Raw genomic sequence first — 21,518 nt, forward strand, 5'->3', positions numbered from 1 at the left:
AGTCCCCTGTTGTCGCGGTGTGGCCGGACCGGCGCCCCTGCCGATGGCGATGACGATGGCGAGGGGCGCCGTGCGGATGTGGTGGGTCGGGTGGGGCAGGTGGGGCGGGTAAGTCACGTCTGACGGGTCGGACGGGTGAGACGGGTAAGTCGCGTCTGCCGGGTCGGACGGGTAAGCCGGGTGGGTCGGGCGCGTCGGGTCTGACGGGAGACAGAATCGCCTCTGCCGGCAGGGTTGGGGAGACCTTGGACCGAACACCTTCGCCGGAGCGGGCCCGTCAGTACGACTTGGGCAGTCCCAGCGACTGGTGGGACACGTAGTTCAGGATCATCTCGCGGCTGACCGGGGCGATCCGGGCCACCCGGGACGCCGTGATCAGCGAGGCGAGCCCGTACTCGCGGGTGAGGCCGTTGCCACCGAGGGTGTGGACGGCCTGGTCGACGGCCTTCACGCACGCCTCACCGGCCGCGTACTTGGCCATGTTGGCGGCCTCGCCCGCGCCGACGTCGTCGCCCGCGTCGCACAGCCCGGCGGCCTTCTGCATCATCAGCCGGGCCAGTTCCAGCTCGATGTGGGCGATGGCGAGCGGGTGCGCGATGGCCTGGTGGGATCCGATGGGGGCCTTCCACACCTGGCGGGTCCTGGCGTACTCGACGGCCCTGCCCAGCGCGTAGCGCCCCATGCCGATGGCGAACGCGGCGGTCATCACGCGTTCGGGGTTCAGCCCGGCGAACAGCTGGAGCAGTCCGGCGTCCTCGTCCCCGACGAGCGCGTCGGCGGGCAGCCGTACGTCGTCCAGGACCAGCTCGAACTGCTTCTCCGGCGCCTGGAGTTCCATGTCGATCTGCGAGCGACCGAAGCCCGGGGCCTCGCGCGGCACGATGAAGAGGCAGGGCTTGAGCGTGCCGGACCTGGCGTCCTCGGTGCGGCCGACGATCAGGGTGGCGTCGGCGATGTCGACGCCGGAGACGAAGACCTTGCGGCCGGTGAGCAGCCAGTCGGCGTCGGGTCCCGTGCCGTCACGGCGGGCGGTGGTGGTGATGCGGTGCGAGTTGGAACCGGCGTCCGGCTCGGTGATGCCGAAGGCCATGGTGAGGCTGCCGTCGGCCAGACCGGGGAGCCACTGCCGCTTCTGCGCCTCGGTGCCGAAGCGGGCGATGACGGTGCCGCAGATCGCGGGCGAGACGACCATCATCAGGAGCGGTGAGCCCATGGCACCCAACTCCTCCAGCACGATGGAGAGTTCGGCCATGCCACCGCCACCGCCGCCGTACTCCTCCGGCAGGTTCACCCCGAGGTAGCCGAGCTCGGCGGCCTCGGCCCACAGCTCGCGGGGGTGGCCGCCCTCGCGGATCACGGAGGTCATGTAGTCGCGCCCGTAGCGCTTGCCGAGGGCGGCGACGGCCGCGCGCAGCGCCCGGTGCTCTTCGGTTTCGAGGACGGTGCTCATACGTTCTCCTCCGGTGCGGCGGGTTCGGTGACGACGGCGAGCAGGGCTCCGACCTCGACCTGGCGGCCGGGGGCGGCGTGCAGTGCGGTGAGCGTGCCGGTGGCGGGGGCGAGGATGCGGTGCTCCATCTTCATCGCCTCCAGCCAGATCAGCGGCTGTCCGGCCTCGACGGCGGCGCCTTGGGCCAGCCCGTCCGCGAGGCGCACGACGGTGCCGGGCATCGGGGCGAGCAACGAGCCGGGTTCGCTCTGCGCGCTCGGGTCGGTGAAGCGGGGCAGGGCGGTGAAGGTGTACGAGCCGGTGGCTCCGTCCACGTACACCCGGTCGCGGTGGACGGCGATGTCGAAGTGGCGGGTGACGCCGTCGGTTTCGAGGGTGACGCGGTCGGGGCGGGCGGCGAGGACCCGGATGCCGGGGGCGTCGTACGGGACCGGGCCGCCTCGGGTGGTGCGGTAGGCGACAGTGTGCTCGGCTCCGTCGGGTTCGCTGCGGTAGCGCTTGGTCTGCGGCTGCGAGGTGACGTTGCGCCAGGCACCGAAGCGGACGGGGCCGGGGACGGAGGCGGCCGGGGCGGGGACGTGGGCGGCCGGGGCGGCGGCGGACCGGTGACGTACGGCGTCCGCGAGGGCTGCGGCAAGGGCGGCGAGGGCGGCACGGGCCCGGTCGCCGTCCGCCGGGGCGGTGAGGTCCGCCAGGTGCCGGTCGTAGAAGCCGGTGTCCACGCGGCCCGCGACGAAGTCCGGGTGGCGCAGGGACCGTACGAGCAGATCGCGGTTGGTGACCGGGCCGTGAACACGGGCGCGCTCCAGGGCGCGGGCGAGCAGGCGCACCGCTTCGGTGCGGGTGGGCGCGTGGGCGATGACCTTGGCGAGCATCGGGTCGTAGTGCACGCCGATGGTGTCACCGCCGGTGTACCCGGTGTCCAGGCGCAGTCCGGGCTCCTCCGGCACCGTGAGCGTGAGCAGTGCTCCGGTCTGTGGTCGCCAGTCACGCGCGGGGTCCTCGGCATAGAGCCGGGCCTCGACGGCGTGCCCCTCGGGCTGCGGCGGCCCGGCGGCGGGCAGCGGCTCCCCCTCCGCGATCCGCAGTTGCAGCGCGACCAGGTCGAGCCCGAACACCGCTTCCGTCACCGGGTGTTCGACCTGGAGCCGGGTGTTCATCTCCAGGAAGTACGGGCGCCCCTCGGCCGAGAGCAGGAACTCGACGGTGCCGGCCCCCGCGTATCCGACCGCCCGCGCGGCGGCGACGGCGGACTCGTGCAGCCGGGCCCGCACCGCGTCGTCCAGACCGGGCGCGGGGGCCTCCTCGATGACCTTCTGGTGGCGGCGCTGGAGCGAGCAGTCCCGGGTGCCGAGCGCCCAGACGGTGCCGTGGCCGTCCGCCATGACCTGCACTTCGACATGCCGGCCGCGCTCCACGTACGGCTCGGCGAACACCTCCCCGTCCCCGAAGGCCGCCGCCGCCTCGGCGGAAGCGGCCGTCAACTCTGCCTCCAGCGAGCCCAGTTCCCGTACGACGCGCATACCGCGCCCGCCCCCGCCCGACGCGGCCTTCAGCAGCAGCGGCAGATCGGCGGCGGTCACGCTCCCGGTGTCCAGGGGTGCCAGCAGCGGGACCCCGGCCGCCCCCATCAGTTCCTTGGCGCGGGTCTTGGACGCCATCAGCTCGATGGCCTTGACCGGTGGCCCGACCCAGCGGAGCCCGGCGTCCTGGACGGCGGCGGCAAAGGCGGCGTTCTCGGAGAGGAAGCCGTACCCGGGATGCACCGCGTCGGCGCCCGCCGCCAGCGCGGCGGCCACGAGGAGATCGCCGCGCAGATAGGTGTCCGACGGGGCGGCCCCCGGCAGCCGCACGGCGAGGTCGGCCTCGCGGACGTGCAGGGCGTCCGCGTCGGCGTCCGAGTACACGGCGGCGCCGGTGATGCCCAGGGCGCGGCAGGTACGGAAGATCCGGCAGGCGATCTCGCCCCGGTTGGCGACGAGCAGAGTGGTGATCATCTGGGGCCTCACATCCGGAATACGCCGAAGCCGCCACGGACGCCCTCGACCGGTGCGGTATGGATCGCGGACAGGCACATCCCGAGGACGGTCCTGGTGTCGCGCGGGTCGATGACCCCGTCGTCGTACAGCCGCCCGGAGAGGAACATCGGCAGCGACTCCGACTCGATCTGCCGCTCCACCATGGCGCGCAGCCCGGCGTCGGCCTCGTCGTCGTACGGCAGCCCCTTCGCGGCGGCGGAGGCGCGGGCGACGATCGACAGGACGCCCGCGAGCTGCTGGGGTCCCATGACGGCGGACTTGCTGCCGGGCCAGGCGAAGAGGAAGCGGGGGTCGTAGGCGCGGCCGCACATGCCGTAGTGCCCGGCCCCGTAGGAGGAGCCCATCAGCACCGACAGGTGCGGGACCTTCGAGTTCGCCACCGCGTTGATCATCATCGCGCCGTGCTTGATGATGCCGCCCTGCTCGTACTCCTTGCCGACCATGTAGCCGGTGGTGTTGTGCAGGAAGAGGAGCGGGATGTCGCGCTGGTTGGCGAGTTGGATGAACTGGGCGGCCTTCTGCGACTCCTCGCTGAACAGCACGCCCTGCGCGTTGGCGAGGATGCCGACGGGATAGCCGTGCAGCGTGGCCCACCCGGTGACCAGGCTGGTCCCGTACAGCGGCTTGAACGCGTCGAAGTCCGAGCCGTCCACGATCCGGGCGATGACCTCGCGCGGGTCGAACGGCACCTTCAGGTCCCCCGGCACGATCCCGATCAGCTCGTCCTCGTCGTACGCGGGCGGCTCGGCGGGACCCGGATCGGGGTGCGCCTTGCGCCAGTTGAGCCGGGCGACGATCCGGCGGGCCTGCCGCAGCGCGTCGTGCTCGTCCACGGCGTAGTGATCGGCCAGCCCGGACGTACGGGCGTGCATCTCGGCGCCGCCGAGCGATTCGTCGTCGCTCTCCTCGCCGGTGGCCATCTTCACCAGCGGCGGTCCGCCGAGGAAGACCTTGGACTGCTCCTTGATCATGACGGTGTGGTCGGACATGCCGGGGACGTACGCGCCTCCGGCGGTCGAGTTCCCGAAGACGACGGCGACGGTGGGGATTCCGGCGGCGGAGAGCCGGGTGATGTCGCGGAACAGCGCCCCGCCGGGGATGAAGATCTCCTTCTGGGACGGCAGGTCCGCGCCCCCCGACTCCACCAGGCTGACGCAGGGCAGCCGGTTGGCGAAGGCGATCTCGTTGGCGCGCAGGGCCTTCTTCAGCGTCCAGGGGTTCGACGCGCCGCCGCGTACGGTCGGGTCGTTCGCGGTGATCAGGCACTCGACGCCCGACACCACCCCGATCCCCGTGACGAGCGAGGCGCCCACCGCGAAGTCGCTCCCCCAGGCGGCGAGCGGCGACAGCTCCAGGAACGGGGTGTCCGGGTCGAGGAGCAGCTCGATCCGCTCCCGGGCCAGGAGCTTGCCGCGCTTGTGGTGCCGTGCGAGGTACTTCTCGCCGCCGCCCGCGAGGGCCTTGGCGTGCTCGGTGTCCAGCTCGGCGAGCTTGGCGAGCATCACCTCGCGGTTCGCGGCGTATTCGGGTCCGGCGGTGTCGAGCCCGGTGGGCAGGACGGTCATGCGGTCACCTCCGGTGCGGGGGCGGACTCGGGCTCGTTTTCGGGTCCGGCTGCGGCTTCGGACTCGGGAAGGGTGAGCAGAGTGACGGGAATCGGGAGGCACCGGGACCGCAGCCACTCCCCCACCGCCTTGGCCTGCGGGTCGAAGCGGGCCTGCGCGGCGACGCCCTCGCCCAGCAGGCCCCGGACGGTGAAGTTCAGGGCGCGCAGGTTCGGCAGGACATGGCGTACGACGGTGAGTCCGGCGGTCTCCGGCAGCAGCTCCCGGAACCGCTCGACGGTCAGCTCATGGGCGAGCCAGCGCCACACGTCGTCGGTGCGCACCCACACCCCCACGTTGGCGTCGCCGCCCTTGTCCCCGCTGCGGGCGCCCGCGACCCGCCCGAGGGGGGCGATGCGGGTGGGGCCCGGCGGCAGGGGCTCGGGAAGCTCCGGGGCGTCCGGGAGATCCTCCAGTACGCGGGTGACGGGGGCGGGCGGCACGGCTTCCCGCGCCCCGTCCGGCAGGACGGCGATGTGCGGGACGTCCCCGGCCGGTACGTACAGGGCCTCGAACACCCCGTAGGGCGCGCCCTTTCCGGGCGGGGCGGTGACATGGAAGCCGGGGTAGCTGCCGAGTGCCAGCTCCACGGCGGCGCCGGAGACGGCACGCCCGACGGTGGCGGCGTCCTGGTCGCGCACGACGAGCCGGAGCAGGGCGCTGGCGGTCTCCTCGGTGGGCGCGTCGGGCCGGTCGGTACGGGCCAGCTCCCAGCGCACCTCGGCCGGCCGGCGTCCGCCCCGGTCCAGGGCGTCCTCGAACTGCTCCCGCACGAGCCGCGCCTTGGCCTCGATGTCGAGACCGGTGAGCACGAAGACGACCTCGTTGCGCCAGCCGCCGAGCCGGTTGAGCCCGGCCTTGAGCGTGGGCGGCGGGGCCTCGCCCCGCACCCCGTGGACGCGGACCCGGTCCGGCCCGTCCTGGGTGAGCCGTACGGTGTCGAGCCGGGCGGTGACGTCGGGCCCGGCGTACCGGGCTCCCCCGGTCTCGTACAGGAGTTGCGCGGTCACCGTGCCGACGTCGACGACGCCGCCCGTACCGTCGTGTTTGGTGATGACGGACGATCCGTCGGCGTGGATCTCGGCGAGCGGGAAGCCGGGGCGGCGCACGTCGTGCTCGCCGAAGAACGCGTAGTTGCCGCCGGTGGCCTGGGTGCCGCACTCCAGGACGTGCCCCGCGACGACGGCCCCGGCGAGCGCGTCGAGGTCGTCCGGTCCCCAGCCGAAGTGGGCGGCGGCGGGTCCGGTGACGAGGGCGGCGTCGGTGACCCGCCCGGTGACGACGACGTCGGCCCCGGCGCGCAGACAGGCGGCGATGCCCGCGCCGCCGAGGTAGGCGTTGGCGGTGAGGAATCCGCCGGGCACGGGCAGGCTGTCGCCCTCGACATGGGCGACGCGCACGGGCACGCCCACGTTGTCGGCCAACTCCCGCACGGCGGCGGCCAGTCCGGCGGGGTTGAGCCCCCCGGCGTTGGCGACGATCTTCACCCCGCGCTCGTGGGCGAGCCCGAGCCCCTCTTCGAGCTGGCGCAGGAAGGTGGTGGCGTATCCGCGCTGCGGGTCCTTCAGGCGGGCGCGCCCGAGGATGAGCATGGTCAGCTCGGCGAGATAGTCGCCGGTGAGGACATCGAGGGGGCCACCGGTGAGCATGTCGCGTACGGCGTCGAAGCGGTCGCCGTAGAACCCGGAGGCGTTGCCGATCCGCAGGGGTTCCATCAGCGGGCCCGTCGGGGCGCGCGGCCGGGACCGGCGGGCCCAGCGAACGCCTGGGCGATGTCCAGCCACTGTTCGGCGTCGGGCCCGGTGGCGGTGACGGCGAGGTCGTCGCGGTGGGTGCGCTGGGTGACCAGAAGGCAGAAGTCGAGGAGCGGCCCGGTGACGCGCTGCGGGGCACCCTCGGGGCCGTAAGTGATCAACTCACCGTCCGGTGACGTCAGTTCCACCCGGAACTCCTCCTCCGACGGCTTGATCCCCCGTACCGCGTAGGCGTAGTCACGGGCCCGCACCCCGATCCGCGCCACGTGCCGCAGCCGGGCGGTCGGGGTCCGGGTGACACCGAGGGCGTCGGCGATGTCCTGCCCGTGCGCCCAGGTCTCCATGATCCGGGCGGTGGCCATCGATGCGACGCCCATGGGCGGCCCGTACCAGGGGAAACGGCTCCCGGCGGGGGCGGCGCGCAGCACCTCCTGGAGCCGCTGCCGTCCCGCCCGCCACCGGGCGAGCAGCGCGTCCGGGCCGTGGGCGGCCACCAGCTCACCGGCGGCCTCGTCGACGAAGGAGTCCGGGCGTTCCAGCGCCTTCGCCACCTCGTCGGCGAACCGGTCCGGCTCGGTCGCGGCGACCAGGGCGACGTCGTCGGTCCAGCTGAGGTGGGCGATCTGATGGGCGACGGTCCACCCCTCGGCGGGCGTCGGAACGGCCCACCGCTCGACGCTCAACCCGCGCACCAGCCGGTCGAGTTCGTCGCTCTCCTCGCGCAGATCGTCGATCACGGCTACGGCGTCGAACACGTGCGCCCCCTCGGGACCGGGTGTGGTGCCCAGGAGCATGGCAGCGGGCCGGGAAACAATCAAGCACGCTTGCATGATTTTCAGATTCCCCGCCCGGGTGTCCTCGATGTCCGCCGGGCCGTGCCGACGGCCGGGTCGCGCCGGGTGCTGTCGGATCGTGCCGGGTCGCGCCGGGTCGCGCCGGCGAGGACATGCGGGGGACGGCAGCACCGCCGCCCCCCGCACGCGCCCAGAGCGTCAGATGCACCGTCCGTCCAGCCAGGACGCGAACTCCTTCGGCCAGGTGGTGGCCATCGGCACCGAGGTGGTCGGGAGCCCGTTCCGGGTCAGCCTGTCCAGCCAGGAGGCATAGTTGCCCGAGACCGGCGGAGAGGGCTCCTCCCAGCCGATACCGTCGACCCAGTAGGGGCGGTTGTTGAGCGTGGCACCAAGACCGGCCGCCGCGATGCGCTTCTTGAGCTCGACGACCAGATCGGTGTTCTTGGCCGCCGTATAGATCATGATCTTCTGCGCGGAGATGCGGTCCTTGATGGGATCGATGACTTCCTTCCACGCGGCCTCGCGGATCGACGCGTCGGTGTTGAGGAGTGACTGGCCGGCCTCGCCCTTGAGCTCCACATAGGCGGCCATCTTCTGGGCCTTGGCGCTGTCGAGCCACTCACGGAAGGTGTACACGGTCTCCCCCGCGTACGGGCCCCGGTCGATCGTGCGGCCCTTGAGCTGGTCGGCACCGGTGGCCCACCAGAGGTCCGTGATTTTCGCACTGGTGCCCGTCAGTCCCCTGGTCGAGGCGTTGTGCCACATCACGCCCTTGGTGCCGTCCCTGGTGAGCTGGAGGTCGGCCTCCACACCGCCCGCTCCCCAGCTCTTCTGCTGTGCGAGGCCCATGGGATGGTTCGGCTGACGGATCTGGTCGCGCTTCCCGGCGTCCGGCCCGGTGGGGTAGCCGCCGTGTCCGAAGATCGTCGGGCAGACGGGCAGCCCCTCCGAGTGGCGCTCGATCAGGTGCGCCCTGTCGAAGTTCCAGCCGGTGAGGTCTTCCCAGCCGTGCAGGTCGCCCTCAAGAATGCCGTCGGCCCCGGCGGTGAAGGTGATGGTCTTCACGGTCTTCACCCGCAGGTCGCTGTATCCGTAGAGAGCGGCGAGGTCGTCGCGGCCGTCCCCGTTGTAGTCACCGGTGACGATCTTCATGCGGGACCGCTCGTACCAGCCCGCCGGCCTGTTCAGGATCTCGCGGCGGTTGCCGAACGCCCCGTCGGCGCCGAGGGTGAAGGCGATCAGGGCATCGTGACCGTCGCTGTAGTCGTACCAGGCGGCGAGGTCGTCGCGGCCGTCGCCGTCGAAATCACCGGAGTGCATGGTCGCCCGGCTGAACGTCCAGCCGCTGGTGGCCTCCCAGCCGCGGACGACCTCGTTGAACCCGCCGTCGGGCCTGCTGGTGAAGGACATCAGCGTCACGGTGCCGGAGGCGTAGCCGTACAGGGCACCGAGGTCGTCACGGCCGTCACCGTTGTAGTCACCGGTGGCGAACTTCATGCGCGCGACGTCCCATCCGTCGGCGGCGGTGCGCTCGAAGGACGAGAAGGGCTCGGCGAAACCGCCCTTGGCGTTGGAGAGGAAGGTGAAGAGCTTGTCGTCGCCGTTGCTGTAGTTGTACCAAACGGCGAGGTCGTCACGGCCGTCACCGTTGAAGTCACCGGCCTCGGCGGTCATGGCGTCGAACCACCACATCTTGGGAGCCACGGACCAGGAGGAGAAGGGTTCGGCGAAGGTGCCGTCGCCCTTGCCGAGCCAGGTCCAGAGCTTGACCTTCCCGTCGTCGTAGCCGTAGAACGCGGCGACGTCACCCGTACCGTCACCGTTGAAGTCACCGGTGAGGCGCTTCATGTGCTCGGCCCAGTAGTTGCCGGGATCCGTCTTCCATGCCTTACCGGGTTCGAGCAGGGCACCGTCCGCACCGGCGGGGAAGACGTGCAGGGCGTCGTCGCCGTCCGTCTGCCCGGCTGCCTCGGCGTAGTCGTACCAGGCCACCAGGTCGCTGCGGCCGTCTCGGTTGTAGTCGTGGCGGGCGGAGGTGCCGCTGGTCCACTGCGACGCGTCGTCCGCGTCGTAGATGACGAGGTTGCCGCGGTCCTGGAGGACGGCCTCGCCGTCGGGAGCGGAGGTACCCGACTCCCACAGGACGGTCGTGTCGTCGTCATCGAGGACGCGGAGATTGCCGGTGTCGTCGAACCGGGCGGTGGCACCGGGGTTGCCCGCGGTGTCGGTGGACCACACCGTGGTCCCCGCACCCGAGACGATGACGAGATTGCCGTCGGTCCGCATCGTCATCCGTACGCTCTCGGAGCGCAGGCTCTCTCCGGGGAAGAGCGTGGTTCCGGCCGCGATCCGCGTCCCGTCTACGGCTTCACCGCCGCGCGGCGAGGCGGCACTGGGCTCCACACCGGCCGGGCAGTTGTCAGTACACGCACGGTCCGAGCCGGTGCCGCCGACGCTCACGGTGGACTCGACGCCCACCTGTGGGCCCTGTTTCGCCACGGCGCCCGCACTGCCGGTACCGGCGTGCAGACCGAGCAGAGCGCACACAACAGCGGCGCTTATTATGCCAAAAGGTTTCTTCATCCGGCTGCTCATGCCCCTTGTCACTGGACGGGAGAATGCGCCCGTGATCTACGGGCGCACATCGCTCCGCCGTGAAGAGACCGCCCCCCGGCTCTCGATAGGGCATACGTTCGACCCGACGGAGCGCCGCTGATTAGACCACCGGCGCGCTGTCGTGAGCCAGCCTTTATGCCGCGGGCCGGACGTATCGGGCCGTTCTCCCGCCGCCCGTTGACCGCCGCTCCCGTACGCCAACCGCCGTGCGGATCAGGGCCTCTGACACATCGGCACAGCCAACTCGTCACGTGCGGTGGAGGAATGCACAGGGACTCCCCCTGGTTGGTCTCACCGGACGTTGTCTCTCATGGAGGTACCGTGACCGGTCGAGTGATCTACGCGTCGTTCGAGTTCCAGTTCCCGGTGGGCGGCATTCGCGTGCTGAACCAACAGATCTCGCTGCTGCGGGACATCGGTGTCGAGGCGTACCGCTGGACACCCACGCCGGGGTTCCGCTACACGTGGTTCGACGACGATGTGCCGACGCTGTCCGGCATGACCCTGGATCTCGGGCCCGAGGACGTACTCGTGCTGCACGAGGTCAGCGTGGTCCCGGACCACGACCCGGCGCCCGGCGGACACAAGGTCATCTACTCGCAGGGGCACTACGTCAACTTCCTGACCTGCCCCGGCGTCGGCCCGTATCCGGGCTGGTCGGAACGCCCGGCACTGTGGGTGATCTCGCAGGCGGGCGTCGACATGCTTCGCCGCGCCCTGCCCGAGTTCGAACCGCACCTGGTGCCGAACATCATTGACACCGAGCTGTTCCGCCCGGCAACGACCCGGCGGGTCCGGCGCATCGCGTGGATGTCCCGCAAGCGTCCGATCGAAAGCACGCTGCTCCACCGCCTGCTCCACGCCGACCCGCGGTCCCACGACGTCGAGCTGTACGACATCCACGCGGTTCCCCATGAGGAAGTCGCTCGCGTGCTGTCGGACACGTCGGTGTTCATCGCACTGGGAGCGCCCGAGGGCGAGGGCTTCGGACTGCCACCGGCCGAGGCGATGGCCGGCGGCTGCCTGGTGACCGGTTACGCCGGTGGCGGCGGAGCGGAATTGTTCGAATCGCCGTCCGCGTGGCGGATTCCGGAGCTCGAAACGGATCAGCTGGCCGATAAGGCTCTCGAACTGCTCGAACTGCCCGACCAGGAGGAGGTGCGGCAGGCGGGCCGCCAGTGGGTGGCCGACCGCTACACCGCCAAGGCCGCGACCGCGGCGCTGATCGAGGGCATCCGCGGCGCACGCGCCCTCCCGGGCGGCGCGGCGACGGCCACGCATCCGGCCGCCTGGATGGAGGAGTTGCTGAGGCACTTCCCGGTGCCGCCGGAGACGAACACTCAGGTGGAGCCGAAGGCCGCTTCCCACAACGGCCGGCGCGCCGACCGCATGGGTTCGCCGGACTAATTCGGTCGGGACAGGTCCGGCGGCCCGCGTAGCCTCGCCCTGTGGTGGATGAAGAGGCGTACGTCCGGTACCGGGCGGACTCGACGGTACTGGCAGCGATCGGGAAGCACGTCGACGCGCAGGTCGGCCATGTCACGGTGCGACTGCCCAGGGCGGTGGCCGAGGCCGCGGTGGCTGCCTGGGAGCGTGATGAGTCGGGTGACCTCGGTGAGGAGACCTCTGAGCAGTCCACCTTGCGGGACCAGGCCGGTGATCTGGCACTGATCGGCCTGGTGATCTCGGAGCGCGGGCGCTGGGAGGGTGAGGAGGTCGTGATCGACCTGAATATCGTCTTCGCCGGGGCAGCCGTGCTGGCGTCGCTGTAGTCAGGCCACGGCGGCACGGCCGGTCTGCCCGGCCGTGGCCAGGTGGGTCCCGAAGAAGTCGGTGAGCTTCGCGACCGCGGGGCCGACGTACGGCTCTCTGTCGTAGAGGTCGACGTGGTCGGCTCCGTCGATCCAGTGCAGTTCCTTGGGGCCGCGAGCGTTCTGGAACGCCTCCACGGCCATCCAGGAGGTCACCGCCTCGCTTCCGACGATCAGCAGCAGCGGGCGGGGTGCGATCAGGTCGACGAAGCGGAAGGCGTCGAAGCCGACCATGCGGTCGACGCTGGACCAGGTGAAGAACCGTGCCGCGCGCGGGTGCTGGGCGCGGTCGGTGCGGTAGTACTCGAAGCCCTCGAAGCCGTGCCGGCCGCCCAGGGCGCGCGCCTGCTCGGCGGTGTCGGGGAAGAGCGGAAAGCTCTGCACGCCCTCACCGCGGGCTTCGGCGGTACGCGCGGCCGCGGCCGCGTCGAGCATGCCCTGGATGACGGCGGGGTCCTGCGCGCCGTCGGCACCCAGACGGAACTGGCGGGCGATGTCGACGCCGCTGACGGCGGCGACGGCCCTGATGCGGTGGTCGGTGGCGGCGGCGGGAAGCGCGTACCCGCCGGAGGCACAGATGCCCAGCACCCCGATGCGGTCGGGGTCGACACCGTCGCGGGTGGTGAGGAACGAGACCGCGGCCTTGATGTCCTCCACCCGATGGGCCGGGTCCTCCAGGCCGCGCGGGGTGCCCTCGCTCTCGCCCTGGTAGGCGGCGTCGAACGCGAGGGCGACGAAGCCCCGCTCGGCCAGGCGCCGCGCGTACAGACCGGCGGCCTGTTCCTTCACCCCGCCGCCGGGATGACCCACCACGACGGCGGGGCGGGTACCACCGGCTTCGCCGTCGGGCGCGTAGAGGTGACCGGCGAGCTCCAGGCCGGCGCTGGGAAAGCTGACGTCCGTCTTCATGGTGATGCTCTCCGGTCATGACAGGGGCGGCCCCGCCCCGAGGGCGGGATACCGGTGACCGCGTCGAGTGCGCCGGGCCACCTCCACCACCGTCGCGCAGCCCGCTACGAGGTGCCAGGGAGAGCCCTGCCTGTGCAGACCGGTACCAGGCACGCGGCCGGAACCTGGCGGACACTGGGAACCATGGACAACCGCCGCGATCCGCCGGGCGGCAAGGAACTCGGCGACTTCCTGCGCGCCCGCCGCGCCGCCCTGGACCCGCGCCGCGTCGGCCTGCCCGACGACGGCCGCCCGCGCCGGGTACCGGGCCTGCGCCGTGAGGAACTGGCCCAGCTCGCGCACGTGAGCATCGACTACGTCGTACGGCTGGAACAGGGCCGGACCCGCCGGGTCTCCCGCCCGGTCCTCGACGCCCTCGCCGACGCGTTGGAACTCGCCCCGGACGAACGCGCGTACCTGTTCACCGTGGCCGACACCACGCAGGCCGCCCCCGCCCGACAGCCCGCCGGGCAGCAGGTCGACCCGCGGCTGCGGCAACTGCTCGACGGCATGCGCGACATCCCCGCCATGGTCCTCGACCGCCGCATGGACGTGCTGGCCTGGAACCGGGGTGCGGCAGCCCTGCTGACCGACTTCGCCGCACTGCCCGCGTCCGAGCGCAACCTGATCCGGCTGACCTTCCTCGACGACGCCTACCGGTCCCTGTACGCGGACTGGCCCCGCGCCGCCCGCGAGTGCGTCGCGGTCCTGCGGATGGAGGCCGGACGCAACCCCGGTGACCCGGCCCTGACCGCCCTGGTCGGCGAACTCACCGTCCGGGACGCGGACTTCCGGGCCTGGTGGGCAAGTCACCAGGTCCGCGGGCCCAGGCAGCTCACCAAGACCTACCGCCACCCGGTCATCGGCTCCGTGACCCTCGACGTACAACAGTTCCGCGTCGGCACACAGCCCGACCAGCAACTCGTCGCCTACACGGCCCCACCGGACTCGCCTTCCCAGGAATCACTGCGCTTCCTCCTCCAGTGGTCCGCCCACGCGACCGCCCAGCCGGACGGCCACGCCACGGAGCGAAGCCGCGGCCGTTAGCCCGCGCCCTGTCCCGGCTCGGCGAAGTCAGTGGGGGCCGGGCCGGCACAGCGCTCCACTTGACCATGCGGAGACACGGCCGTCCCGGCCGGCCCCACGGCTGGGTCAGCCCGGCTTGACCGCCAGCGTCGCAAAATAGTTCGACATGTATTGAGCGGATGCGTTGGATTGGTGCGGCGCTTCCGCCAAGCCGGTGAGGACGAACCCCGCGGCGAGTTGCCCGCCGATCTGGTCGGTCAGGGTGTGGCTGTATTCAAGAGCGGCATCCGCGCCGAACTTCGTGGCGCGTTCCTCGGCGGAGTACTGCGTGACATCGCTGTAGGGCAGCTTGTGCGCGACGACCAGCTCGCCGCGCTCGTCGAGCGCCTCGTGGTCGAACAAGTACACATCAGGGTTGAGGAAGCCCACGAGCAGAGTTCCGCCCGGTCGCAGGACGCGGAAGCACTCACGCCACACCGGTGCCAAGTCGGGTACGAACAAGTTCGAGACCGGATGGAATACGACGTCGAACGCCGCGTCGCCGAAGGCGCTGAGGTCGCGCATGTCACCCAGGACGGTGCGCAGCTCAAGTCCGTCGCGCGCCGCCACCATCCGGTCCTGACCGAGCTGGCCGGGCGAGTTGTCGAACACGGTGACCCGCGCCCCCGCGGCGGCGAGGATCGGCCCCTGCTGGCCACCGCCGGAGGCCAGGCACAACACGTCCTTGCCGGTCAGGTCCGTCGGCAGCCAGGAGCGGTCGACCGGCTCACGCCCGATGAGAACAATCGACCAGTCGCCCATGCGGGCGCGCTCGACATCCTCAGCACTCACCGGCGTCGACCACTCGTTGCCCTCTTGGACGTACTTGTCCCAGGCCGCCCGATTATGGGCAACGGGGTCGACACCCATGTCCTGCACGTTTAACTCCCTGCTACAGCCAAGCGGACACCCGCGGTACGGACAGTTCGGCGCCGCTAAGGGCTGTCCCGTAGCCAACACGATCACAGGTGCGGGCTCAACGAAATTAGCGGGCGTCGAGGTGCCCACGGGCTCGACGGGTGGTCGCGCAGCGGGTGCGTAGGGGCTTGGCTGCCGGGGTCGCGGAAGCCGTAGGCGTCGCGGGCGACGGTCTTGATGACCCGGTTCGGAAAGTCACTCCCCGCGCGAGGCGGCCTCCGCCATCCGCGCGGTGGTACTGGCGCCGTCCAGGGCTTCGCGCACGATGTCCGCGTGGCCGCTGTGGTGCGCGATCTCCCGGAAGACGTGCATCAGGACGTGCCGGACGGTCCAGGTGACCGGCTCCGGCGGCGACCACGGGTACTCCGGCAGCGTCACCGTACGGTCGAGATCGGCCTCCTCCCGGACCGTGCGGTCGAACTCCCGGGCGGCGGCGTGAAAGGCGTCGACCGCTCCGGCCAGCGACTCGGACTCCGTCAGCCGGTTGCCGTCGGGGTCGAGGTCGGACCACTCGACCTTCGTCGGCGCCGTGCCGTCGACCACTTCGAGCCAGCCGCGCTGCACCTGCGCGAGGTGCTTGACCAGCCCGCCGAGTGTCAGCTCACTCACCGTCGTACGGGAGCGTGCCTGCTCCTCGGTGAGGTCCGCGACGGTGTAGAGAAAGTTGGTGCGCTGGTCGGCGACCAGCGCCAGCAGGTCCTCGCGCTCCACGGACTGCGGGAGGTCGGAGCCGGTCGACGTCATGGTGATGTCCTTCTGATGGTTCGGGATCAACCAGGCGATTCTGCGTCGCGCGACCGGGCGGACGAGGACGTTCCGGCAGGTCCGCGCCAGGTACACCCGCGTGGCCCCGCCAGCCCGGCCTGCACAGCGCGTTGCTCGCTGGTGTTGCCGTACGCGTGGCCGACCGGATACCCGTCCACGTACGCGAGGAGAGCTGCGAACCCTGGCACGGCGCTGTGGGAAGGAGGACGCGGCGGCTGGTAACTCCCTTCAATCCCTGTAGTCGACGCCCACTGAAAACCGTGTTGCGACCCGAACAGCACGAAGCCCCACCATGCGGCGCACGACGGGGCTGTCCGGCTCGGTGAGGAACCGGGTGTTCAGACGGTGCCGAACTCTCCGGCCTTGACGCCCGCCACGAAGGAAGCGAACGCATCGGCACGAAGGTCCAGGGTGGGACCGCTCAGATCCTTGGAGTCACGTACGGGGACCATGCCGCGCGAGGCGGCGAGGTTGGCAGCGACCTCGACGCATTGGCCGCCGTTGTCGCTGTACGAGGACGTGAACCAACGAGGGGATTCGGTCGTCACGGAGTGCCCTTTCGTAACTGCTCGATCATGGCCACGGATGTCGCCTGGGAGGGCGATTCTGCTTGTAGTTGATGGTAGGCCGTCAGCATGGGCAAGACCGAAGTGCTTTCCCGTTCGAGATGCCCCCGCTGCGAAGACTCTGCGTACGACATCAGGGAGCGGTCCGGCATCGTCAACACCGTTATCGGCAGATAGAACGGCCGGTGCGCCAGATCGAACGGGGCAACCTGAAGCATGGTGTTCGGCTGCCGAGCGAACTCGACCAGCCGTGCCAACTGCGCATCCATGGCGGCAGTTTCGCCGATTGACCGGCGAATGCAGCTCTCGTCCAGCACGACAACCACCAGCGGCAGCGGCATGCGCACAAGTGCGGCTTGCCTCTCGGCAACCAACGCCACCCGCTCGTCAGCCTGCTCGGGCGTGATCGCCCCACGCGCCACCGCGCTTGCAGCCAGGATCGTCGCATACTCCGGGGTCTGGAGCAGGCCGGGCACGATGCCGACTTCGAACAACCTGACTTCTGCGGCTCGTCCCTCATACGCCACGTACTCCGGAAAGCCCTCCAACAGGCTGCCGTTCCGCAGCTCTCCCCATGTGCGCTCGAACGCCTCTGCTGTTCCAGTGAGCCCCAGCACGGTATCCAGGCTCCGCGAGAAACGGAGAGTTGGAGGTTTGCGTCCCGTTTCGATTGCTGAGATATGCCTGCCCGAGTAGCCGACCAGCACGGCAAGCTCGTCTTGCGTCCAGCCGCGAGCCTCACGCGACTTGCGGACACGCGCCCCGAAGGCGGCTTGCGGGCTCGCTTCGGGGTTTAACTCCTTGCGGTTTACCAATGTGCCCTCCCCTTAAGGAACGTTGAAGACAGCCAGACTTTAGGTCACGCTCGTCTCACCTGGTAGCGAAATGACCACGGAGAGGAACGATCGTGTCCACGAAAAACGGTTCTCCGAACGGACGTACCCCCCACGTACCCGCCCCCGGCACCCTCTTGACGGACACCAGCCGCGCCGGTCGCGTAGGTGAGTTCCGTGGGCTCGCCGGACCGTACTGGTCGCTCCGGCCGGTCGGCGGCGGCCCCGAGTGGGAGGCCGACCCCGAGCGCGTACGGCCGGTCGTCCACGACGGCCCGCCCGCGCCGGAGCCGTGCCGGGGCTGCCAGGAGATCGACCACGCCGAGGCCGTGGCCGGAGCCGAGCGCGACGCCACCAAACAGGCCGCCTGCCGGGCCTCGCGCCGGCGCCACGAGACCGCCGAGCACGGAACACCGTCATGAGGCCGGGGTTCCTGACGGTCCGGCTCGCCCTCACCCTCGGAGCCGCCGGAATCCTCCTGCGCCGCTACCTCCCCCGGATCATCCGGGCACTCGCCCCACAACCACCCACACCACAACCGCTGTTCGCCGAGCTGCAACGTATCGAGACCGACCCCGCCTACCGGGCCCTGTTCCTCGCCGGGCTGGACGCCGCGATCGCCCGGCACGACGCGGAACGCACCGCCCGGCTGCACGCGGTCGAAGCGGCGGCCGACCTTCTCCAGCGCCTGGTCCGCCCCGCCCCCGGCCCCCGCCACGGCGAACCCGCCACCGCCACAGGCGCTGGCACGGACTACGTCGCCGAGATCACCGTGACCACCGGAACCAGACGCCCCGTCTCCCTCGGCCGGATCACCGCGCCCAACCGCCGCCTCGCCCTGCGATGGCTCCGCAGGCAGGCACTACGGCTCGCGGACGGGCACGGACACCTCATATCTCCCGACACCACCCCCTGGACACGGGCAGGGAACGATGTCCGGCCGGTCACCTTTCACGGCTCCGACGCTCCCGAAAGCCTCCGTGCCTGGGCCGCCGACGACCAGCGCCAGGCCGACGCACTGCACCAGATGGAATCCGGCCCCGGCACCCTGCTCACCGTGACCGACCCGGCCGTCGGCCTCCACCTGACCCTCACCGGCCGGACGGCCCGCCACCCCCGGCCACACCGGACCAGCCCCTACCAGCGCCCCTTTCCCCTCCCCGTACCAAGGCATGGAGCGATCCCCGTGGAAAACAACCCCGAGACCCGGATCCAGGACTGCCCCCACTGCAACCTCTGCACCGGCACCAAACCCGGCTGCCCCTACGCGAAACCCACCCCGCCCACCACAGCACCCCACACCCACGGCACACACCCGGCAGCCCAGTAACCCCCAAGCCCCGCCCGGCTGCCCCCTGTCATCGGGACGGCGGCAGCCGGGCGGCTCCACCCCCACAAGGAGATGTCCACCGCCCAGTGGACGTGGTCCGCCAGGTCGAGGATCTCGCCGAGCGCGGTCAGGATCGCCGACTCGTCGTTGTCGACCTTCTTCGACCACAGGGTGGCACCGGTCTCGTCGACCACGGCCGCCCAGTGGTGGCCCTTGCCGGCATCCACGCCGGCCCAGACCTGGGTCTTCCGCTCGTTCACTCGCCCCTCCTCGTTCCGCACGACATGCCGTCGGCCCGAGGAACACCCCGCTGCCGTCTCCGTAATCAGCGACCGCACACAGCGCGCACATCTCAATCAGCAGCCAGGGCGCCCCGGAGAGCCGGACGGCCACTCCTTGGGAGCCACTGAAGGCAAGAACCCATAAGCCACATCCGGCCCTCCCGGGCCGCCTAACAACTTACGGAGGAACCCATGCCTCTCCTCACCCCGTACGTCGCCTCACGCAGCACCGACAGAGGCATGCCGGAATCCACCCTCGACGTCGAGTTCACCGCGAACGGGCCACGACTCGCCTACCGCGACGTACGCCCAAAGGACCGCGACAACCACGGCAACCTCTGGGTCCGCATCGAGGAGTCCCCCGACCCCGGCCACGTCCAGTACGACTCCCTCCACTCCACCCGCCAACGCACCTGCATGGAACACCTGTTGTGCCAGATCTGCGCACAGCCCGCAGACCGCAACAAAGAAGGCTGGCTCTTCATCGACTGGCAGCGCGAGGACTCACCCCCCACCTGGCCCGAGAAATCACTCACCACCATGCCCCCGCTCTGTACGGAACACGCCCGCATCTCCCTGCGACAATGCCCCTTCCTCCGCCGCGGCGAACACGTCCTCCTACGCGTACGCAAACCCCACCTCTACGGGGTATCCGGCACCCTCTACCGCCTCACCACCACCGGCTGGGTCTCCACCGAGAACGGACAGCTCTCCCCCTACAGCAAACCCCGCCACCCCGGCATGCTCGCCTTCCTCCTCCTCCGCCAACTACGCGGAGTGAAAGTCGCCGAACTCCCCTGACCCCCGGACGTCACTTGCTGTACCGATGGTCCGACCAAGGCCGGAACACCCCGGGGCCGGAAGATGGCGTGAGCCCCGCGCTCGTCCTGGCAGCCGTGTGATCGATGGGCAACCATTACCGCGACCTGATGGTCATGTGCGTGCCACCCGCGTACCGGGGGCCGTTGTCAGCTCCGCCTCGGGACGTTCCTGAGGCGCTGGAACATGGGGAGAACGCGTTCATGCATCACCGCACCACCGTGGCAGGCTTCGCCGGGGCCCTCGCCCTGTCCGCGCTCACGATTCCGGGGGCCGCCCAGGCGGATGACTCCTCGGGCGACATCAGGATCACGAATGTGGTCGTCAACGGCGGGAGGGACATCGTTCTGGGGACCACGTACGTGAAGACGTTCACCATCGCGGTGACCGCCACGGACGACTCGGGCATCGAGGTCGGAAAGACCTTCCCGGTTATGTGGCACACGCCCTTCCCGAACGGCGACTATCACGGTCTCGTGATGCCCGACAACTTCGCGGGCAAGTGCGTGCGGCAGAGCTTCACCACGACCACCTGCACCTACACGCTGGAAATCAACCCGCGCGTCGACCCTCAGGACAACACCACGGCCGGGACCTGGACCGTGAGTGCCCCTGCCCTGGCCAACGACGGTGACTACATCACCAAGGATTCCGCCGCGAAGGCGAAAGTCCTGCGCAACTCCAGGCTGACGGTCAACGCCTCGCCGGAACCGGTGAAGAAGAACAAGACGATCACCGTCACGGGTGCCCTGACCCGCGCCAACTGGGAGACCTACAAGTACGGGGGCTACACCAAGCAGCCGGTGAAGCTCCAGTTCAAGAAGAAAGGCTCCAGCACCTACAAGACCCTCAAGACCGCCACGACGGACAGCAAGGGCAACCTGAGGACGACGACGAAGGCCACGGCGGACGGCCACTTCCGCTACTTCTTCGCAGGCACGTCCACCACCCCGGCGGTCGCCTCCACGGCGGACTACGTCGACGTGAAGTAACCCTCGCGGGCCCACCAGTACCACCGCCGGGACAGCGATTCGACGGTCCGGCAACATGCCGGAACGCCGGAACGACGTCACCGCGCGCACAACCGGTCCAGGGCCGCCCGGCTCTCCTCGTCCGCGGCGCGGTAGATCACCAGTCGCTGGTCAGGATCTTCGAGTGGCGTGAGGACTTCGAAATGCACCGCGATCACACCGGCGTCGGGGTGGTGCAGCACCTTGCGCCCGCGGCCGTTGACCTTGATGTCCTGTTCGGCCCACAGTCGCGCGAATTCCTCGTTGTGGGAGGTGCATGCGGTGATGAGGTCGGTCAACGCCCGGTCCTCCGGATGCGCGGCCCACGCGGCGCGCAGGTGGGCGATCCCCTCCCGCACCACGCGTTCGCGGTCGACATAGAGATCACGGATCTCCGGATGCATCAGGCACAGCCACATCGCATTGCGCTGCGACGGTGGCAGGGTGTCGAAGTCCAGGAGCAACCTCGCCATTTCGCCGTTCCACGCCAGGATGTCGTAGCGGTGGTTCAACAGCATGACCGGCAGCGGCGACAGGTCGTCGACCAGTCGGGCCAGCGGCGGGGCCGGGGCGTCGGCGGGCTTGTCGGCGATGCGGGGGCGCTGCTGGGCCAGATTGAAGAGGTAGACGCGTTCGGCGGGAGGCAGGCGCAGCGCACGGGCCAGCGCCTCCACCACGTCCGCCGAGGGCCGCAGCCCGCGGGCCTGTTCCAGCCGCACGACGTAGTCGGTGCTGACCCCGGCCAGTTCGGCGACCTCTTCGCGGCGCAGTCCGGGGGTCCGCCGCGCCTGCCGACGTGATGGCAGGCCGAAATCCTGCGGGTCCAGCCGTTCGCGCCGGGTCCGCAGGAACGCGGCCAGCTCCTGTGTCGTGTCCACGGTGCGGGTCATCATGCTCGGTCCAACAGCGTGGGTA

At 70.5% G+C, this 21,518-nt stretch carries 18 protein-coding genes and 2 pseudogenes; 7 read left to right on the plus strand and 13 right to left on the minus strand.

Features of this window, described 5'->3' with window-relative positions; genetic code table 11:
- Positions 1-277 precede the first annotated feature (277 nt).
- The 6 genes from OG413_RS07375 to OG413_RS07400 all read right to left on the minus strand — a co-directional run bounded on the left by OG413_RS07375 (position 278) and on the right by OG413_RS07400 (position 10,224).
- Positions 278-1,450: an acyl-CoA dehydrogenase family protein gene (locus tag OG413_RS07375; protein ID WP_266803645.1), complete on the minus strand. Its 1,173-nt coding sequence runs from the start codon at positions 1,448-1,450 to the stop codon at positions 278-280.
- A complete protein-coding gene (locus OG413_RS07380) occupies positions 1,447-3,447 on the minus strand; it encodes a biotin carboxylase N-terminal domain-containing protein (protein WP_266803647.1) in 2,001 nt (666 codons plus the stop codon). The genes OG413_RS07375 and OG413_RS07380 overlap by 4 nt, the downstream gene beginning before the upstream one ends.
- An 8-nt stretch (positions 3,448-3,455) precedes the next feature.
- Positions 3,456-5,054, minus strand: coding sequence for an acyl-CoA carboxylase subunit beta (locus OG413_RS07385; protein ID WP_266803649.1), 1,599 nt, complete (start codon positions 5,052-5,054; stop codon positions 3,456-3,458).
- Positions 5,051-6,808, minus strand: coding sequence for an acyclic terpene utilization AtuA family protein (locus OG413_RS07390; protein ID WP_266803651.1), 1,758 nt, complete (start codon positions 6,806-6,808; stop codon positions 5,051-5,053). Before OG413_RS07390 ends, OG413_RS07385 begins: the two co-directional genes overlap by 4 nt.
- Entirely contained in the window at positions 6,808-7,602 is a 795-nt protein-coding gene (locus OG413_RS07395) for a TIGR03084 family metal-binding protein (RefSeq protein ID WP_266803653.1), read from the minus strand. The genes OG413_RS07390 and OG413_RS07395 overlap by 1 nt, the downstream gene beginning before the upstream one ends.
- A gap of 237 nt (positions 7,603-7,839) precedes the next feature.
- On the minus strand, positions 7,840-10,224 hold the full coding sequence (locus OG413_RS07400) for an FG-GAP-like repeat-containing protein (RefSeq protein ID WP_266803655.1): 2,385 nt from the start codon (positions 10,222-10,224) through the stop codon (positions 7,840-7,842).
- 354 nt (positions 10,225-10,578) lie between these two features.
- Between OG413_RS07400 and OG413_RS07405 the strand changes: the two genes are divergently transcribed.
- The gene (locus tag OG413_RS07405) at positions 10,579-11,664 is read left to right on the plus strand and encodes a glycosyltransferase (RefSeq protein WP_266803657.1); all 1,086 of its coding nucleotides are present in this window, start codon (positions 10,579-10,581) and stop codon (positions 11,662-11,664) included.
- A 41-nt stretch (positions 11,665-11,705) separates the two neighbouring features.
- Positions 11,706-12,029, plus strand: coding sequence for a hypothetical protein (locus tag OG413_RS07410; protein WP_266803659.1), 324 nt, complete (start codon positions 11,706-11,708; stop codon positions 12,027-12,029).
- Here OG413_RS07410 and OG413_RS07415 read toward each other — a convergent pair whose 3' ends face one another.
- A complete protein-coding gene (locus OG413_RS07415) occupies positions 12,030-12,977 on the minus strand; it encodes an alpha/beta hydrolase (RefSeq protein WP_266803661.1) in 948 nt (315 codons plus the stop codon).
- A gap of 183 nt (positions 12,978-13,160) precedes the next feature.
- On the opposite strand from OG413_RS07415, the gene OG413_RS07420 reads away from it, so the two are divergent.
- On the plus strand, positions 13,161-14,063 hold the full coding sequence (locus tag OG413_RS07420) for a helix-turn-helix transcriptional regulator (protein WP_266803663.1): 903 nt from the start codon (positions 13,161-13,163) through the stop codon (positions 14,061-14,063).
- A 105-nt stretch (positions 14,064-14,168) separates the two neighbouring features.
- Here OG413_RS07420 and OG413_RS07425 read toward each other — a convergent pair whose 3' ends face one another.
- The 4 genes from OG413_RS07425 to OG413_RS07440 form a co-directional block, all read right to left on the minus strand.
- Positions 14,169-14,960, minus strand: coding sequence for a class I SAM-dependent methyltransferase (locus tag OG413_RS07425; protein WP_323137819.1), 792 nt, complete (start codon positions 14,958-14,960; stop codon positions 14,169-14,171).
- Positions 14,961-15,194: 234 nt separating this feature from the next.
- Entirely contained in the window at positions 15,195-15,773 is a 579-nt protein-coding gene (locus OG413_RS07430) for a DinB family protein (RefSeq protein ID WP_266803665.1), read from the minus strand.
- A 329-nt stretch (positions 15,774-16,102) separates the two neighbouring features.
- Entirely contained in the window at positions 16,103-16,312 is a 210-nt protein-coding gene (locus OG413_RS07435; RefSeq protein WP_266803667.1) for a DUF397 domain-containing protein, read from the minus strand.
- Positions 16,309-17,145, minus strand: a complete 837-nt coding sequence (locus tag OG413_RS07440) for a helix-turn-helix transcriptional regulator (RefSeq protein ID WP_266803668.1) — start codon at positions 17,143-17,145, stop codon at positions 16,309-16,311. Before OG413_RS07440 ends, OG413_RS07435 begins: the two co-directional genes overlap by 4 nt.
- A 92-nt stretch (positions 17,146-17,237) precedes the next feature.
- Between OG413_RS07440 and OG413_RS07445 the strand changes: the two are divergent.
- Both OG413_RS07445 and OG413_RS46880 read left to right on the plus strand, forming a co-directional pair.
- Positions 17,238-17,429 (plus strand): annotated as a pseudogene (locus tag OG413_RS07445) (hypothetical protein); the annotation flags it as partial.
- Positions 17,430-17,581: 152 nt separating this feature from the next.
- Entirely contained in the window at positions 17,582-18,493 is a 912-nt protein-coding gene (locus OG413_RS46880; RefSeq protein ID WP_323137820.1) for a hypothetical protein, read from the plus strand.
- Positions 18,494-18,561: 68 nt separating this feature from the next.
- On the opposite strand, the pseudogene OG413_RS07455 reads toward OG413_RS46880, so the two are convergent.
- Positions 18,562-18,753 (minus strand): annotated as a pseudogene (locus OG413_RS07455) (transposase); the annotation flags it as partial.
- A 213-nt stretch (positions 18,754-18,966) separates the two neighbouring features.
- Here OG413_RS07455 and OG413_RS07460 point away from each other — a divergent pair.
- On the plus strand, positions 18,967-19,575 hold the full coding sequence (locus OG413_RS07460) for a hypothetical protein (RefSeq protein ID WP_266803669.1): 609 nt from the start codon (positions 18,967-18,969) through the stop codon (positions 19,573-19,575).
- 221 nt (positions 19,576-19,796) lie between these two features.
- On the plus strand, positions 19,797-20,585 hold the full coding sequence (locus tag OG413_RS07465) for a DUF5707 domain-containing protein (RefSeq protein WP_266803670.1): 789 nt from the start codon (positions 19,797-19,799) through the stop codon (positions 20,583-20,585).
- 77 nt (positions 20,586-20,662) lie between these two features.
- Here the strand turns inward: OG413_RS07465 and OG413_RS07470 are convergent, their stop codons facing one another.
- Positions 20,663-21,496: a helix-turn-helix transcriptional regulator gene (locus OG413_RS07470; protein WP_266803671.1), complete on the minus strand. Its 834-nt coding sequence runs from the start codon at positions 21,494-21,496 to the stop codon at positions 20,663-20,665.
- Between the last annotated feature and the right edge of the window lie 22 nt (positions 21,497-21,518).

This window comes from Streptomyces sp. NBC_01433 (assembly GCF_026340105.1).
In the GTDB taxonomy this organism is placed as follows: domain Bacteria; phylum Actinomycetota; class Actinomycetes; order Streptomycetales; family Streptomycetaceae; genus Streptomyces.

Bases quoted from the DNA above. Each gene is read 5' to 3' on its own strand.
- OG413_RS07375 (WP_266803645.1), bottom strand. From the start codon at position 1,450: ATGAGCACCGTCCTCGAAACCGAAGAGCACCGGGCGCTGCGCGCGGCC.
- OG413_RS07380 (WP_266803647.1), bottom strand. From the start codon at position 3,447: ATGATCACCACTCTGCTCGTCGCCAACCGGGGCGAGATCGCCTGCCGG.
- OG413_RS07385 (WP_266803649.1), bottom strand. From the start codon at position 5,054: ATGACCGTCCTGCCCACCGGGCTCGACACCGCCGGACCCGAATACGCC.
- OG413_RS07390 (WP_266803651.1), bottom strand. From the start codon at position 6,808: ATGGAACCCCTGCGGATCGGCAACGCCTCCGGGTTCTACGGCGACCGC.
- OG413_RS07400 (WP_266803655.1), bottom strand. From the start codon at position 10,224: ATGAAGAAACCTTTTGGCATAATAAGCGCCGCTGTTGTGTGCGCTCTG.
- OG413_RS07415 (WP_266803661.1), bottom strand. From the start codon at position 12,977: ATGAAGACGGACGTCAGCTTTCCCAGCGCCGGCCTGGAGCTCGCCGGT.
- OG413_RS07420 (WP_266803663.1), top strand. From the start codon at position 13,161: ATGGACAACCGCCGCGATCCGCCGGGCGGCAAGGAACTCGGCGACTTC.
- OG413_RS46880 (WP_323137820.1), top strand. From the start codon at position 17,582: ATGAGGCCGGGGTTCCTGACGGTCCGGCTCGCCCTCACCCTCGGAGCC.
- OG413_RS07460 (WP_266803669.1), top strand. From the start codon at position 18,967: ATGCCTCTCCTCACCCCGTACGTCGCCTCACGCAGCACCGACAGAGGC.
- OG413_RS07465 (WP_266803670.1), top strand. From the start codon at position 19,797: ATGCATCACCGCACCACCGTGGCAGGCTTCGCCGGGGCCCTCGCCCTG.
- OG413_RS07470 (WP_266803671.1), bottom strand. From the start codon at position 21,496: ATGATGACCCGCACCGTGGACACGACACAGGAGCTGGCCGCGTTCCTG.